We start from the raw sequence: 15,472 nt of genomic DNA on the forward strand, positions 1-15,472 counted from the left end.
AACTCATAAAAATCCCAGATTTTTAAATAACACTGCATAAGCTTCGGCTTTTTTCTCAAGTGCAAGTGGATACGCTCGTGAAGAAGATGGCATACGGTACAAATCCAATGCTCTTCCTGCAAAATTGGTATGTGCAATCTGTCCAATTTGCGGTTTTTGTGTTTCTGGTGAGAATGAAAGCATCAATGTATCTGTAGCTTTATCTCCAGTTGTCATGATGGTATGACACTGGGGGATCTTACACAGCAGTTGTTTTAAATCGGTAGCGGTCACAATTTCTAGAAACTTATCCGAGGCATTTCCTTTCAACCGTTTGACTTGGACAGCAGTATCAAAAATGGCAATGCCTTTTTCCAGTAAAAACTCATGAATGAGAGCTTCATTAAAATTTTTATTTGATAAATCCAGAAAATAATTCTTATCATCAAAGAACAGATAACCAAAAATCCGCCACATATCATTTTGGTAATTTGGATAATAAAATTGCATTTTCCAACGCTCTTTAGGCGGTGGAAAACTCCCTAGCATGAGCAAACGCGCATTTGATGGTAAAAACGGTTCTAAAGGATGAGATTCTATGTCAATCATTTTAACTCAATTTATTGACTAATTTTAAAGGTAAGACTTTCATGGCAATTCCAATCGGTAACCATGGCCATTGTGGTACATAAGCTTTTACAGGTTCCTTTTCAATTGCTTTAACCAGTAACCGTGCCCCTGTCTGTTCATCGATTTCAAAAGGAAGCTGCTTGGCACCTTGGTTCAGCTCGGTACGAATATAGCCTGGAAAAATTGTAGAAACCTTGATGGGCGTGTCAATCAGTTCGGCACGAATTCTCTCAGCCAGATGTGCTACACCTGCCTTGCTCGCAGCATAAGTGGATAAATGTTTAGGTAAACCACGCATCGCACTCATGGACGAGATTACTACTAAATGTCCCGAATTTTGTTTACGGAATATTTCAACAGCTGCTTCACACTGTGCTAAAGCAGAAATAAAATTGGTTTCGGCCGTTTTACGATTTATATCAAAATGCCCTTTACCGACTCGTCTACCTTCACCAATACCAGCATTGACAATGATACGATCTAATTGCCCAAACTCTTGTTCAAATGCGTTAAAAACCTCAAAGACTTGGTCGTAATTTGTGACATCCAGTGATTTAGCGATAATTTTAACATCGTAGTGACGTTCTAATTCGGTTTTTAATGTCTCTAAGCGTTCTAATCGCCTCGCACAAATTGCTAAATTATAGCCTTTCTTGGCAAATTCTTTTGCCATACCTGCGCCTAGGCCTGAGCTTGCCCCAGTAATTAAAATTGTTTTCGTCATGGTCATTGTTCCTTTATATCCATGTCAGTAATGCTGGATTTACTACTTTTATAAAATGATGTTCATTCAAGCTTAAAAGTTGTGGCTCATTCCCTACCAGTCTTAAAGTCGTCAGACTGGTATTGGTAATGGCCCAATTCAAAGCAAAGGTTCGATTAGGATTCAGCTCAAGTATTTTTCCAGCAATCACTGAAATCACACCGCCAGATGTAAATACCACGGCATAACGTGGTTTAGTTTGTGCCAGTTCATCACATAACATCTTTAAAGCTATTTCTACACGTTGTTTAAACTTAGGCCAAGATTCTTCATATTCGTGATGAAATTCGCCATCAGTCCAACGTGAAATTGCACTTTCAAAGATTTTGGCAAGGTATGCCCGTGGATTTTGTTCTTTAGCGACATCTTGTTTAAGTAATTCAGGCTGTTTAAAGCGTGGCTCATAATTTGCAAACACTTGTTGATGATTAAACTCATTCCACCCAGCATGTGTATAAATATGTGTATCAGGAAAACATTCTTTCAAAGCACCTTGAGCAGTTTGTAGATGGCGTTTCATGGTTCCAGCGATTACATAAGGTTGTTCCTTTAAAATTTCTTTTAAATATTGACCTAATATGGTTGCCTGAGCTTGGCCATTTTCAGAGAGTTCATCATAATTGGCTTTACCGAACGAAGCCTGACCATGCCGAACCAGATAAATCGTGGTCATTTTTTGATTAACTCCTAAGTTTTATTGATGTACTTTCGCGCAATTTTTGATTCGTGTAATTTTTTCTGAGCAATTCGCTTTAATGCACTTATATGCAAGGCATGAATGACAATCCAGAAATCTTTAAAAGCTGGATTTGTTGTTTGTTTATGGAAATAACGATAATAAATTTGTTGGGCAATTACAGCTAAACGAAATACTCCAAACACTTCATAAAACGTCCAGTTATTTGTTGTTAGCCCTGTTTTTGCTAAATAATAATCCACCACCTGCTGACGGGTAAACATGCCTTTTAGATTGGTAGGTTGACGACGCGTTGATTTAAAAATCATATTGTCGGTATCTTCAACCCAATAAGCCAAAGCACTTCCCAAATCCATCAACGGATCTCCTAGTGTGGCCATCTCCCAATCGAGCACACCAATGACCTGTGTGGGGTCTTTGGGATCTAAAATCACATTATCAAAACGCCAGTCATTATGAATAATACAGGTTGTAGAATCTTCTGGAATATTTTCAAGTAACCACTTTCTGATATATCGAAAAGATGGCACATTTATGGTTTTTGCTTTGATGTAGCGTTGATTCCATCCTTCTACCTGACGACGACAATAACCTTCTCCCTTTCCAATTGCCGCTAGAGCTGTATCACGATAAGGAACTTGGTGTAATTCAATGAGTTTATTGATTACATTGATACACAGTAGGTGTATATCGTGCTCGGTGAGGTTAAGTTCAATAGGAAGTTTTGCACGAGGAATAATTCCTTCAATGCGTTTCATTACGTAAAAGTCACAACCAATCACGGATTGATCCTGACACAATGCAATCATTTCTGGAACGACGGGATAATAAGCGAGTAAATTCTTCTGCACCAGATATTCTCTGGCCATATCATGTGCAGATTTTGCTTTTGTACCCGTTGGTGGACGACGTAAAATCAGGTCGACATTGTGGTATTGTAAACGATAAGTCCAATTCGATGCTCCACCTGTGTATTGCGTGACTTGGGCTGAACCTTCTAAATCAATCCCTTGCTGTTTTAACCAGTTTTCTACTGCTAAAACATTCAGTTCCTCACCTTTTCTAACTTGGCCACCTGTATCAATCATCGACATATGTTTTCCTGATAATATATTGAATTGTTTATGCTTGTCTTCTTGTACTATAGCCATGTTTGGCCAGTTCAATTTTTGCAATCATGCCTTTATGTACTTCATCTGGGCCATCTGCCAAACGTAAACTACGAGCTTGAGCAAAAAATGCGGTCAATGGCGTATCTTGCGATACACCAGCACCGCCGTGTATTTGTATCGCCATATCGACCACTTGTTCCAAAACACGAGGTGCTACAACTTTAATGGCAGAAATTTCAGTTAATGCTGCCATATTGCCAAGCGTATCCATTTTATAAGCTGCATATAAGGTTAAGAGTCTAGCCTGATCAATCGCGACACGAGCTTCCGCAACACGTTCCAAATTTCCACCCAGTTGAAGTATTTCCTTTCCAAAAGCTTTACGAGACATGCCACGATTAATCATTAATTCGAGTGCTTTTTCGGCTGCACCGATACAACGCATACAATGATGAATACGCCCAGGCCCTAAACGTCCTTGTGCAATTTCAAAGCCTTGTCCCGCCCCACCAATGAAATTTTCGACAGGAACACGAACATGATCAAAACTAATTTCGCCGTGACCATGAGGTGCATCGTAATCCCCAAATACGGGTAACATACGTTCAATCGTTACGCCTTTTGTATCAATAGGAATGAGTACCATTGAATGTTGATGATGGCGATCTTTAGTTGCATCTGGAGTGTGTGCCATAAAAATAATGATTTTGGCATTTGGATCTCCAAGCCCAGATGACCACCATTTACGTCCATTGAGTACAATTTGGTCATTTTCAATAATTGCTGTTGCTTGCATATTGGTTGCGTCACTGGATGCAACATCAGGTTCTGTCATACAGAAAACTGAACGGATTTTTCCATCTAATAAAGGTTTTAGCCATTGCTGCTTTTGTTGCTCAGAACCATAACGCCAGAGAACTTCCATATTGCCACTGTCTGGCGCGTTACAATTAAATACCATTGGTGCGATCAAACTTTTTCCAGAAAGTTCAGCAATATGCGCATATTCCTGCACAGATAAACCCGCACCCAATGTGGGATCTGGCAAAAACATATTCCAAAGACCAGCTTGCTTTGCCTTATTTTTTAATATTTCAAGTTGTGATGGCCAAGTCCAGCTCTTCCAATGACTATCAGGGTTGAGCGTATGAACCTCATGCCAAAAATCAGCTTCAATTGGCTCAATTTCGTTTTCTATAAATGCTTTTGTTTTTGAAATAAAGCCTTGCGCGCGCTCAGAAAGTTCAAACATGATGATTCCTTTAATTCGTTTATCATTTTGCTTTACTTGAACATACGCTCAAATTTATTATGCATGAAATGATTTTATCCAATACATCACTATGAATAATATTCATAATTCAAACAACCAAGACAATCATCTTGACCTTGGCTTATTTCATCGCATTGATATCAATTTATATCCACTGTTTGTTGCAATTTTTGAACAAAAAAGTATTTCAAAAACAGCTATAAGCCTTTCGATTAGCCAGTCAGCTGCAAGCCATGCTTTGCAACGGCTCAGGCTACAATTGGACGATGAAATATTTGTACGACATGGCAATAAGATGTTACCCACACCCTTTGCACAAAGAATTTATCCAGCTATTAAAAGTGCATTGTTGTCTATTCAAAATATTAATTTACAGAAATATACGTTTGATCCAAGCCTGATTCAAAGCTTGAAAATCGCAATTCATGATGAAATTGAACCCATCATTTTTCCTAAAATTATTCGTCATTTTCAGGAAATAGCGCCAGATATTCAGTTTGCGAGTATTAAACTAGATCGAAAAAAAATTGAGCATGATCTTGCTACTCAACAATTGGATTTTGTTATTGATATTAAGCATGATTTAAATAAAGCGATTGGCTTTGATTTTCTGGTTTGTGATCATTATGTTGTTTGTACACAACAAACTGATCTTTCACAAGAATCGTATCTTGCGGCTTCTCATATTGGCGTGTCATCACGCCGTGCAGGAGTGCTTTTTGAAGACATATATTTAAATAAAAATAATATATCCAGGCACGTTTTTTTAAGATGTCAAAATTATTCGACCGCATTGCAAATACTTGAACAAAATCCTACAGCAATGCTAACTATACCAAACAGTATCTTGTCACATTTATCTTATTCGAATGCCTTAAATGTATATCAACTGCCGTTTGATTTCCCGGAAATTAATATTGGTATCTTTTCTTTTGCTCATTTATCCAGAAATTTAAGATATGATTTTTTGAAAAAAGAAATTATTGCTTTATTTGCTTAGGCTATTTGAACAACCGAACGATCGATCAGATTATGCTCGGTTGTTCATGTTTCAGAAATTATTTAAATACTTTGAATCTTGATGAGTCATCAATATATGATTTTTCACTTGCAGGCGCCTCAATAGAACCAAATACAAGTTGAGCGCGTAACTTCCAACTCGAAGGAATCTCCCATTCTGCATGTACTTTGTCATCTACAACTGGATTGTAATGCTGTAAAGATGCACCTACATTCTCTGCTGCTAATGCTGTCCATACAGCAAGTTGAGCCATAGCAGTTGAATGTTCTGACCAAATTGGGAAGTTCTCTGCATAAAGCGCAAATTTTTCCTGAAGTTCATTAATCACATCCTGATCTTCAAAAAATAATATAGTCCCTACCCCAGCAGCAAAGCTATCCATTTTTGCACTGGTCTTGACTGCAGCAGCGTCATCCGTTGCATATTCACGTAATTTATCTTTTACAAAGCCCCAAAATTTCTCGTGTTCGGCATTAAACAGTATAACTGCACGTGAAGATTGTGAATTAAAAGACGAAGGACTTTGGCGAATCGCTTCTTGAATAACTTTTGTCAATTGTTCTGGTGTCTGGGATAGATTTTTACCAATGGCATAAATGGTACGACGATTTTGCAAAAAAGGAAGAAATTGATTGGACATAACAAAATTCCTGTATACGACTAGACGACTAAAATTGGAAAAATCCTTTCAATTTTATAGCACATTTTATGCCAGCCAGTCGTATAAGGTATTTGAATTTATAAGATATATTATTGACTATTTGTTCAAAACTAGAATTTTACAACAAGCACTTCCTGTTTGACCTCATCTTTCCAGATTTCTCGTAATGTTGGTAAATAAAATTTTTCGCCAATTTCAGAAAGCTCGGCATCAATCAATGTATGAACTTCATGAATGAATACATAATCCAGATCAACTAACGATAATTGTTTTTGGTTTGTCGCAATGTGCTTACGCTTCGCTTGTGCTAGTTTCAGCACCTGATTTGTAAATTCTTTATCTTTATAAGTGGTTAGTGCATTTAAACGTAGTTCAATAATTCCCCACGCTTCGATGAGCTTCTTAAATGTTTCAAAATCTTTAGATGTCGATTCCCATGTTACATTTTCAAGATTATTATCTTCAGGTAATACAGGTAACAATAAATCAGCAGTGCTTGGAAAGATTTTTTTTAGATTAATTAAAAATTTAACAGGCTGATCACTAGGATAATCACGGAATTGAACTTGTTTTTGAATATCTGTCAAAAAAACATCAAGCATAGGTTTTCATCAGCAGTCTTAATCTGGATTGGCTATTGTACGCATAACTCATCCAGATAAAAACTGCTGATAGCAGAATTCAGTTCAAATCATGATTACTTGGTATTTGGAGATACCATCTTTTCAGGACGAACGATTTCATCAAACTGCTGTTCTGTGACTAAATTTAGTTCTACAGCAACCTGTTTTAACGTTTTATTTTCTTTGTAAGCCGTTTTTGCTACTTTTGCAGCGTTTTCATAACCAATAACAGGATTCAATGCCGTCACCAACATTAATGAATTATGCAGAAAATAATCAATCTTTTCTCTATTTGGCTCGATACCTACTGCACAATGTTCGTTAAAACTATTACAAGCATCACCTAGAAGCTGAATTGACTGAAGAAGATTAAATGCGATTACAGGCATGAAGACATTCAGTTCAAAGTTACCAGAAGCACCTGCAACATTGATCGTTGTATCATTGCCTAACACCTGCGCAACCACCATCGTCATAGCTTCACTTTGCGTTGGATTTACTTTGCCTGGCATAATGCTTGAGCCTGGTTCGTTTTCTGGAATACGAATTTCACCAAATCCGCAACGCGGACCACTTGCCAGCCAACGAATATCATTTGCAATTTTGTTTAAGCTTACAGCGAGAGTTTTCAGTGCACCAGATGCAAATACCGCAGCATCACGTCCAGCTAAAGCTTCAAATTTATTAGGTGCCGTAACGAATGGCAGACTTGTCAGTTTAGCAAGTTGTTGAGCTGCATTCACTGCATAATCAGGATGTGCATTTAAACCTGTACCCACAGCCGTTCCACCTAACGGAAGCTCGTATAAACCCTCAAGCGCTTGCTGTAATCGCTTTAACCCATGATCGAGCTGCGATACATACCCACTAAACTCTTGCCCTAATGTTAACGGTGTTGCATCCTGTAAATGCGTGCGACCAATTTTGACAATATCAGAAAATTCATCTGATTTTTTCTTCAAGGTCTCTTTTAGGCTTTTTACAGCGGGAATAAGCAATTCGTTGATTTGTAATGATGCAGCAACATGTATGGCAGTTGGGAAAGAATCGTTTGTCGACTGAGCACGATTGACATGATCGTTCGGATGCACAGGTGATTGAGAACCTAAAGCATTTCCTAATTTTTGGTTCGCAATATTGGCAATCACTTCATTACAATTCATATTACTTTGTGTGCCTGAACCCGTTTGCCAGACCACCAAAGGAAATTGCGAGTCCCAGTCACCTGCAATTACTTCTTCTGCCGCACCAACGATATATTGGCTCAGATCCTCTGGCAACTGCCCGAGTTCTGCATTGGTAATCGCTGCTGCCTTCTTGACAAGTCCCATTGCACGAATCATCGCTCGTGGGAGTCTTTCCTGACCGATCTTAAAATTTTGCAAACTGCGTTGCGTCTGAGCTCCCCAAAGTGCATCGTTTGGGACCTCAACCTCACCCATGGTGTCGTGTTCAATTCGAGTTTGCATATAAACCTCTAATATTCATCATAATTTAAGACATTACGGGCTGAGCAATTGTAATCATTACTTGGCTAGTGAGATGATACTAATCAAGCACAACAATTTTGTAAATAAGAATCATTTTAATATTCCTATTATCCTTTTAATATTCCTATTATCCTTTTAAGGTATTTTGATAAAATTGCCATTGATGTTCGATCATTTGTTGTAATGTACGTTTTGGCTGCCAGTTAAGTACTTGTTTCGCCTTATCGATATTTGCACCAACCTGAGCCAGCTCTTCGGTTGGATACATCGCATCATGAGTATTAATCTGAGTTTGCGTCACCTGACTGATGACTTCCAATAGCTGTTGTATAGAGGTTACCTCATTGTGTGCAATATTAAATGATTCACAACAATGATCTTGTTGATTTAACCAATACAAACTTGCAAACACCGCCTCACATACATCCAACACATGCAAAAAACTACGTTCAACGGTTTGATCTGTTGTGTCAGCTTGACGCTGTAATTCAAGATAATCTCGTTGCATTGCTGCAACCTGCATTGCAAGCGGAATAATATTTTTAGGTAACTGCGTGATCATTTCTCCTAAAACACCATGCTCAAATGCACCCGCAATGTTAGAGAGTCTTAGAATGGCAATTTTCCATTCATGATCTGTCTTAAAAGTATCTCTGATAATTTCTTCGATCATTTGCTGAGACTTGATATAGGGATTTGGATAAACTGTATCAAATGGCTCATCTTCGGTAAGTTTTGAACTCGATTTTCCATACACCATTAAACTTGATAAATGAACAAGTTTACGTACACCAGTTCGTTGCATTGAACGTAGCAAGCTCATAATACAACTGACATTATCATTGTAATATTCAAGTGGTTTTAGTTTTGATTCTTCAAGTGCTTTAAAGCTGGCAGTGTGAATCACAGCATCGATAGAATATTGCTCGAATACCTTGTTTAAGGCGGGCGTGTTTCGTACATCTACTTTCACAAAGGGAATGTACATTCCAGATATGTATTCAAGCCGTTCCAGTGTCTGTAGTGAAGCATTTGCTAAATTATCAACCAAAATAACTTCTTGACCTTGAGCAAGTAAGCTCAAAGCAATATGTGACCCAAGAAAGCCTAAACCACCTGTCACTAAAATCATTGTATACTTACCTTTTTATAATGTGTAAATGACCCATCTGTTATCAGAGACATGTCCATAGTGAAATTTCCATGAGCACTTTAGTATTAGTTACCTCAGCACCTACGTCCATTCATGCGTGGCATGCACTTGGTTTAGCTCAAGCACTCCAGCGTAAAAATGAAGTGTTTAGAGTTTTCTTTTATCAAGATGCTGTTCATGTTGCAAATAATTTGCAATGGGTACCCGATGACCAGCGTAACTTGATGAGAGAATGGCAGAAACTTTCGATTCGATTACCTGTTTGTGTTAGTGCTGCACTCAATCGCGGAATAACAGATGAAGAAAATGCCAAACGCCATCAGATTTCTCACCATAATCTTGCTCAAGGCTTCGAGCTGGTTGGTTTAGGCGAGCTTGCAGATGCCGTAGAATCTTCTACACGTCTAGTTCAATTTTAAGCAGCTTTTTATATCTATAGTGTTGCTTTAAAAAGGTAAATTGTGTGAAATCTGTACTCGTTATATTAACTCAGGCTAACTTAAGTAGTTTACAAGTAAATGAAAGTTTATCGGCTACCATGGTACTTGCCACTTTTGGATCTCATGTAAAAGTTTTACTGCAAGATGCAGCATTAAGTTTACTTGAAAATAATTTAGTGTTTGATGAGAAAATTCATGCTTTCAAACCAGCATCGAATATGCTTGAAAGCTTTGAATTTTACGATCTTACACCTCTTTTAGTTGAGTCGTTAAATAAAGAAAATTATTTCGTAAAAAACTCAGATCAAGAGATTGAGTTTATCGAATTTAACTCTGATTTCATTCAATCATTTGATCATGTTTTATATTGGTAATACGATCATGCAAGCTACTTTATTTTTAATTCAATCTAGTGCTATCGCTTCTCTAGCAACGATTGAAAAGCTCAAAAGCATTTATCAAGAGCACGATCAAGTTGTTTTTTTAGGTGAATCCATTTTAGCGTTGTCAGAAGAACTCGTGAAAGAGTTAACTCACTGCTATATATTAAAAAGTGAGATGAGTTTTTTAAATCCAGAATTGAAGAATTTTATTAAGTATTTGGATTATGATGAATTTTCTGATCTGGTTTTACAATTTGAACGTTGTGTTTCTTTTAAATAATTTAATTTTGCTTAGGCTATTTTATGCAGTTACAACTGGATCAAGACGGACATTTACTCGATTACACCATCTGGAACGAAGAGGTTGCTAAAAAATTGGCGCAATCACTGGATTTAGAATTGACCGAATGGCATTTTCAAATCTTGCAAGCTGTCAGGCAATTTTATCAGCAGTTTGGTCATTCGCCTGCCACACGTCCGCTCATTAAATTCTTAATGAAGACTGTAAGCCCAGATATTAATAATGCGATATTGCAGCAGCGATTTAATACAGGTCTGGTGGCCAGACATTTAAGTCGATTGGCTGGTGTTCCCAAACCTGCAAATTGCTTGTAATACATTAAGCAAATTTTTTTGCATATGCGACACAGATCATCACACCCACTGTGATCATCAGCATCGTTGAGCTGATCGGTTCATGCAACAGGATTGCTGCAAGTGAGAGACCAAATAATGGTTGCAGTAATTGTAACTGCCCTACTGTAGCAATTCCCCCCTTTGATAAACCATAGTACCAAAAGAAAAATCCGATCAGCATACTAAATAGTGAAACGTATACGAGTGCGATCAAACCTGATAATGAAAGTTTAGTGATTACGTCGTTAGAATAATTCCAAACCATAATCCCCAGCATAATAGGTAGAGAAAGCACTAGTGCCCAACAAATCACTTGCCAGCCTCCCATCTTACGTGCCAATTTCCCGCCTTCTGCATAACCGAGTCCACATACAAGAACCGATATCAGCATATAAAAGATGCCTAAAATATGATTTGTATTTGGCGAAGCCTCTAGAAAAATATACAGAATGACAAGACCAGCACCTATTAAAACAAAAATCCAAAAGTTTTTTTGCGGATGCTCCCCACCACAGATAACTGCAAATATGGCTGTACTTAATGGTAATAATCCAATAAACACAATTGATGAAGCAGCATTCATATATTGCAGTGCTAAAGCTGTAAATAATGGAAATCCTATGACCACACCTATAGATACATACACTAAACTCAATCTGTCTTCTCTTTTAGGTATTTGAATATTAAATAATTTAAGCAAAATTATGGCAATTATCCCAGCGATGACGGCACGTGCACCCGTAAGAAACCACGGATCTAAATCCATTACTGCAATACGAGTGGCTGGAAGTGAACCCGAAAAAATTACAACACCAATAAACCCGCTTATCCACGCTAAAGATTTAGAATTCATAATCATATAACATCTTACTTGATGTTTATTTTTATAGGCTTATATTGTGCTTTACGACAGAGACAATGCAGTACAATTTTAAAAAACTGTACTGCTCATAATTTCCATACAGTTATAGATCGATTTACATGACCAAAATTGAACAAGTTATTCATTATGTCGACCAACAACTTAAAAGTCGTCGCTTAACGCCTGGCATGCGATTGCCCTCTGTCAGAAGTTTAGCGAAACAGCTTAATTTTTCGGTATCAACGGTCGTAAATGCGTATGAACGCATGTTATCTATGGGACTCATTGAGTCTCGTGCTGGTTCAGGATTTTTTGTATGCGCACCTCTTGAACCTCTTATACTTTCACATATCGAACCAATTCAAGATCAAAATCTAGATCCTCTAAAAATTTCCCGTCAGCTTTTAGAGGCCTCCTCTTTTTTAATCAAGGCTGGGTGTGGCTGGTTACCTGATGACTGGATGCCGCATGAAGCCTTGCGTAAAGCAATTCGTGATACGTCAAAAGATTCAGTTTTTGAATTAATGAATTATTCATCTCCATTGGGGCTAAGTTCGCTACGTGAATTATTAGCACGACGCTTACATACCAAAGACATTAACGTGACTCCTGAGCAGATTTTACTGACTGACTCAGGCTCTTACTCAATTGATCTGATTTGTCGTTTCTTACTTAAACCTGGCGATACAGTATTGCTTGATGATCCCTGCTATTTTAACTTTCGAGCCTTACTCAAAGTACATCAGGTTAAAGTGATTAGTGTCCGTTATACTCCTGACGGACCAGATATTGAGGCTTTTAAACAGGCGATCATTGAACATCATCCTCGCTTATATATCACAAATTCTGGTATTCATAACCCAACGGGCGCAACACTTTCCCAATCCAAAGCACATCAGCTTGTATCGTTGATTGAACATGCCAATATGGTGGTTGTAGAAGACGATATTTTCTCGGATTTTGAAACCTCTGCTTCTCCCCGCCTCAGTGCATTGGATGGACTTAAAAATAGTATTTACATTGGTAGTTTCTCAAAGACTTTATCTGCATCACTACGTTGTGGCTACATCGTGACAAAATCAGAATGGATTGATTATTTAATTGATTTAAAAGTCGCAACTAGTTTTAGTCATAATAATTTTTCGGCGCATGTACTTTATAAAATATTAACTCATGGTGGATACCGTAAACATATTGAGCAACTTAAAATTCGATTGGCCGATGCCATGATCATTTCAATTCACAGATTAGAAAAAATACGAATTCAGCCGTGGATAAGGCCTAAAGCAGGTATTTTTCTATGGTGCGAATTGCCCACAGATATTAATATCCAAAAATTAATGTCATATTGCACTGAAAAGGGAGTAATTTTAGCTTTGGGTAATTCATTTGGTGAAGCACATACATTTCAAAATTTTTTAAGATTTAATATTGCACAATGTATGCATCCAGATTTTTTTAATATCTTAGAAGATGCCATGCAATATGCAAGTATGAATCGTCCTCTCAATTCTCTTTAGCTTTCTGCTGCAGAATGTGGGGCGTAAAATTTGTATATGCGGGATTTATATGGTGTTTTCACCAAAATCTCATTTTCAACTAAGCGTTTTAACCGGTCTGATGAGACATGACGAGTAACACCATTAATCGGAATACTGTAGTATTCCATCTGTCATTGTCACGATTGGTGCATGCAGATACTCAAGCTCTTCTGGATGATGGGTGACATAAATCATAGGAATATTGAGTTGTTGCTTGAGCTCATTTAAAAAAGGCAATAATTGATTTTTTAAATTACGATCTAACCCCGTTAAAGGCTCATCTAACAACACAAGATCGGGTGAAGCAAGTAAAGCCCGTCCAATTGAGACACGTTGCGACTCGCCTCCTGATAATTGCAGAGATTTACGATTAAGCAACTGATCTAAAGCCAATAAATCTACGATTTGATCAAAACTGAATTTTTGTACACGATTTCGATGAAATCTCATGCCATATTCTAGATTCTGCCTGACATCAAAATGTGGAAAGAGTTGAGCTTGCTGAAAAATCAAGGCGATATGCCTTTGATGGGTAGGCATAAACATTTGGAGTGAGGTATCGACCAAAAGCCGATGATTGAAATCAATTTTTCCCACTGTTGGCTTCAATACACCGACCAGGTTTTTTAGAAAAGTACTTTTACCTGCGCCAGAGCGTCCTAAAATACCTAATAAATTTTGATTTAAGTCGAGATCAACTTTCAGATTAAAATCATCATGCCGATATTCAAACTGACAATTCAGATTCATGACGTTAACCTTTGCTGGTAACGCTGTAAAATAATATGGTTTGCAACCAATGCAGCGAATGCTAAAAGTACCGACAACATCACCAGACGCATCGCCATACTTTCCCCATCTGGTTGCTGTAACAAAGAATAAATTGCGATAGGAACTGTCCGTGTTTCATCTGGAATATTACCCACAAAGGTAATTGTTGCACCAAACTCTCCAAGACTTCGACTAAAACACAAAATACTGCCGATCAAAATTCCAGGAACAGCCAAAGGTAAACTAATTGACCAAAAGGCCTGAATCGGACTTGCACCTAAGGTCTGTGCCACTTGTTCTAGCTGACGATTAATTAGTTGAAATGATAGACGAATAGGTTGAACCATTAATGGAAAGGCAACCACCATAGAAGCAATCACTGCGCCTTTCCAGTTAAATGCAAACTGGATTCCCCATTCAGTTAAAAACTGACCAATTACGCCACGATTACCAAATAAGATGAGCAAAAAATAGCCCAATACGACTGGCGGTAATATCATAGGAAGTTGTAAGAGTGATTCTAGGAAAACTTTAAATCGAAATTCATAGCGTGCCAGAATCCATGCCACTGCTATTGCGAATGGCAAATTAACCAAAGTGGCAAATAATCCCACTTTGGCAGACAAATATAAGGCTGAGATCTCTTCAGGACTAAGCATCAATCAACCTAATTTACATCACTAAAGCCATACCCTGTAAAAATAGCTTTTGCACGTGCATTTTTAAGCATAAAACGCTCAAATTGCACAGCTTCTTTATTTTTTTCACCTACTTTTGTTAAAGCCGCTGGATAAACAATTGGATCATGTGTTTTAGCTGGGAATATGCCAATGATTTTCACTTTTTTGCTAATCAGTGCGTCTGTCTGATAAACGATCCCCACATCACATTCGCCTCGCTCAACAAATGCCAATGCCGAACGGACATCATCTGTTCCCACAATACGTCCTTGTAATGGGGTCATCCATCCAAGTGCAGTCAGGCTTTGTTTGGCATATTTACCGACAGGAACAGACTCCATTTGACCTGTACACAAATGCCCTTTAAAAGCATTTGCAAAGTTAAACTGTCGTGTAGGTCCAAATGGTATATCCATGTTCATGGGAGTGATGGCAACTAATTGATTGCCTAGCGCTTTTTTGACTTGTCTTTGATTGATCAATTGTTTTTGAACCAGATACTTCATCCAGTCTTCATCTGCAGAAAAGTAGAGGTCTGCTTTCGCACCACTTTCGACCTGTTTAGCAAGCGCTGAAGATGCACCAAACACTGTCACGACCTTAGTAGCAGGATTTTGTTGCTGATAAATCTTGGCAATATCTGATACTGCATTTGTAAGGCTAGCAGCAGCATAGACTCTCACTTCTCCTGCAGAAGCCTGAAATGTGCATAGGCACATCAATGAAAGCAACCCAACTTTCTTTAACATTTTTGCTT

At 37.9% G+C, this 15,472-nt stretch carries 19 protein-coding genes and 1 pseudogene; 6 read left to right on the forward strand and 14 right to left on the reverse strand.

The window, feature by feature from the left end:
• Positions 1-3: 3 nt before the first annotated feature.
• The 5 genes from F952_RS10425 to F952_RS10445 are packed head-to-tail and all read right to left on the reverse strand — an operon-like array spanning position 4 to position 4,433.
• Complete coding sequence (locus F952_RS10425; RefSeq protein WP_004927054.1) at positions 4-588, reverse strand: uracil-DNA glycosylase family protein; 585 nt, start codon at positions 586-588, stop codon at positions 4-6.
• Between the two features lies 1 nt (position 589).
• Positions 590-1,333 (reverse strand): SDR family oxidoreductase, encoded by a 744-nt coding sequence (locus tag F952_RS10430; protein ID WP_004927055.1) that lies wholly within the window; start codon positions 1,331-1,333, stop codon positions 590-592.
• A gap of 13 nt (positions 1,334-1,346) precedes the next feature.
• Positions 1,347-2,045 carry a histidine phosphatase family protein gene (locus tag F952_RS10435; RefSeq protein WP_004927057.1) on the reverse strand — a complete coding sequence of 233 codons (699 nt, stop codon included), beginning with the start codon at positions 2,043-2,045 and terminating at the stop codon, positions 1,347-1,349.
• Positions 2,046-2,059: 14 nt separating this feature from the next.
• On the reverse strand, positions 2,060-3,163 hold the full coding sequence (locus F952_RS10440) for a phosphotransferase family protein (RefSeq protein WP_004927059.1): 1,104 nt from the start codon (positions 3,161-3,163) through the stop codon (positions 2,060-2,062).
• Between the two features lie 28 nt (positions 3,164-3,191).
• Complete coding sequence (locus F952_RS10445) at positions 3,192-4,433, reverse strand: acyl-CoA dehydrogenase family protein (RefSeq protein WP_004927061.1); 1,242 nt, start codon at positions 4,431-4,433, stop codon at positions 3,192-3,194.
• A gap of 91 nt (positions 4,434-4,524) precedes the next feature.
• Between F952_RS10445 and F952_RS10450 the strand changes: the two genes are divergently transcribed.
• Positions 4,525-5,454 carry a LysR family transcriptional regulator gene (locus F952_RS10450; RefSeq protein ID WP_004927063.1) on the forward strand — a complete coding sequence of 310 codons (930 nt, stop codon included), beginning with the start codon at positions 4,525-4,527 and terminating at the stop codon, positions 5,452-5,454.
• Between the two features lie 58 nt (positions 5,455-5,512).
• On the opposite strand, the gene F952_RS10455 is transcribed toward F952_RS10450, so the two are convergent.
• The 4 genes from F952_RS10455 to F952_RS10470 form a co-directional block, all read right to left on the reverse strand.
• On the reverse strand, positions 5,513-6,115 hold the full coding sequence (locus tag F952_RS10455; protein WP_004927065.1) for a nitroreductase family protein: 603 nt from the start codon (positions 6,113-6,115) through the stop codon (positions 5,513-5,515).
• Positions 6,116-6,246: 131 nt separating this feature from the next.
• Positions 6,247-6,738, reverse strand: a complete 492-nt coding sequence (locus tag F952_RS10460; protein ID WP_004927068.1) for a hypothetical protein — start codon at positions 6,736-6,738, stop codon at positions 6,247-6,249.
• A 95-nt stretch (positions 6,739-6,833) separates the two neighbouring features.
• A complete protein-coding gene (gene fumC / locus F952_RS10465) occupies positions 6,834-8,228 on the reverse strand; it encodes a class II fumarate hydratase (RefSeq protein ID WP_004927071.1) in 1,395 nt (464 codons plus the stop codon).
• Positions 8,229-8,376: 148 nt separating this feature from the next.
• Entirely contained in the window at positions 8,377-9,381 is a 1,005-nt protein-coding gene (locus F952_RS10470) for an SDR family NAD(P)-dependent oxidoreductase (RefSeq protein ID WP_004927074.1), read from the reverse strand.
• Positions 9,382-9,452: 71 nt separating this feature from the next.
• On the opposite strand from F952_RS10470, the gene tusD reads away from it, so the two are divergent.
• The 4 genes from tusD to F952_RS10490 are packed head-to-tail and all read left to right on the forward strand — an operon-like array spanning position 9,453 to position 10,840.
• On the forward strand, positions 9,453-9,821 hold the full coding sequence (gene tusD, locus F952_RS10475) for a sulfurtransferase complex subunit TusD (RefSeq protein ID WP_004927076.1): 369 nt from the start codon (positions 9,453-9,455) through the stop codon (positions 9,819-9,821).
• 44 nt (positions 9,822-9,865) lie between these two features.
• Positions 9,866-10,216 carry a hypothetical protein gene (locus F952_RS10480; RefSeq protein ID WP_004927079.1) on the forward strand — a complete coding sequence of 117 codons (351 nt, stop codon included), beginning with the start codon at positions 9,866-9,868 and terminating at the stop codon, positions 10,214-10,216.
• 7 nt (positions 10,217-10,223) lie between these two features.
• On the forward strand, positions 10,224-10,505 hold the full coding sequence (locus F952_RS10485; protein ID WP_011182367.1) for a hypothetical protein: 282 nt from the start codon (positions 10,224-10,226) through the stop codon (positions 10,503-10,505).
• 23 nt (positions 10,506-10,528) lie between these two features.
• Entirely contained in the window at positions 10,529-10,840 is a 312-nt protein-coding gene (locus F952_RS10490; RefSeq protein WP_004927084.1) for a TusE/DsrC/DsvC family sulfur relay protein, read from the forward strand.
• Positions 10,841-10,844: 4 nt separating this feature from the next.
• On the opposite strand, the gene F952_RS10495 is transcribed toward F952_RS10490, so the two are convergent.
• Positions 10,845-11,714, reverse strand: coding sequence for a DMT family transporter (locus tag F952_RS10495; protein WP_026056835.1), 870 nt, complete (start codon positions 11,712-11,714; stop codon positions 10,845-10,847).
• 128 nt (positions 11,715-11,842) lie between these two features.
• Here F952_RS10495 and F952_RS10500 point away from each other — a divergent pair, with 128 nt between their 5' ends.
• On the forward strand, positions 11,843-13,243 hold the full coding sequence (locus F952_RS10500) for an aminotransferase-like domain-containing protein (protein ID WP_004927088.1): 1,401 nt from the start codon (positions 11,843-11,845) through the stop codon (positions 13,241-13,243).
• 26 nt (positions 13,244-13,269) lie between these two features.
• On the opposite strand, the pseudogene F952_RS16875 reads toward F952_RS10500, so the two are convergent.
• The 4 genes and pseudogenes from F952_RS16875 to modA form a co-directional block, all read right to left on the reverse strand.
• A pseudogene (locus tag F952_RS16875) lies at positions 13,270-13,365 on the reverse strand (winged helix-turn-helix transcriptional regulator); the annotation flags it as partial.
• Between the two features lies 1 nt (position 13,366).
• A complete protein-coding gene (locus F952_RS10505; protein WP_004927091.1) occupies positions 13,367-14,014 on the reverse strand; it encodes an ATP-binding cassette domain-containing protein in 648 nt (215 codons plus the stop codon).
• Positions 14,011-14,694: a molybdate ABC transporter permease subunit gene (modB, locus tag F952_RS10510; RefSeq protein ID WP_004927094.1), complete on the reverse strand. Its 684-nt coding sequence runs from the start codon at positions 14,692-14,694 to the stop codon at positions 14,011-14,013. Before modB ends, F952_RS10505 begins: the two co-directional genes overlap by 4 nt.
• Before the next feature lie 8 nt (positions 14,695-14,702).
• Entirely contained in the window at positions 14,703-15,464 is a 762-nt protein-coding gene (gene modA, locus F952_RS10515) for a molybdate ABC transporter substrate-binding protein (protein ID WP_004927097.1), read from the reverse strand.
• Between the last annotated feature and the right edge of the window lie 8 nt (positions 15,465-15,472).

Origin of the sequence: Acinetobacter baylyi DSM 14961 = CIP 107474 (assembly GCF_000368685.1) — a bacterium.
GTDB classification, from domain to species: domain Bacteria; phylum Pseudomonadota; class Gammaproteobacteria; order Pseudomonadales; family Moraxellaceae; genus Acinetobacter; species Acinetobacter baylyi.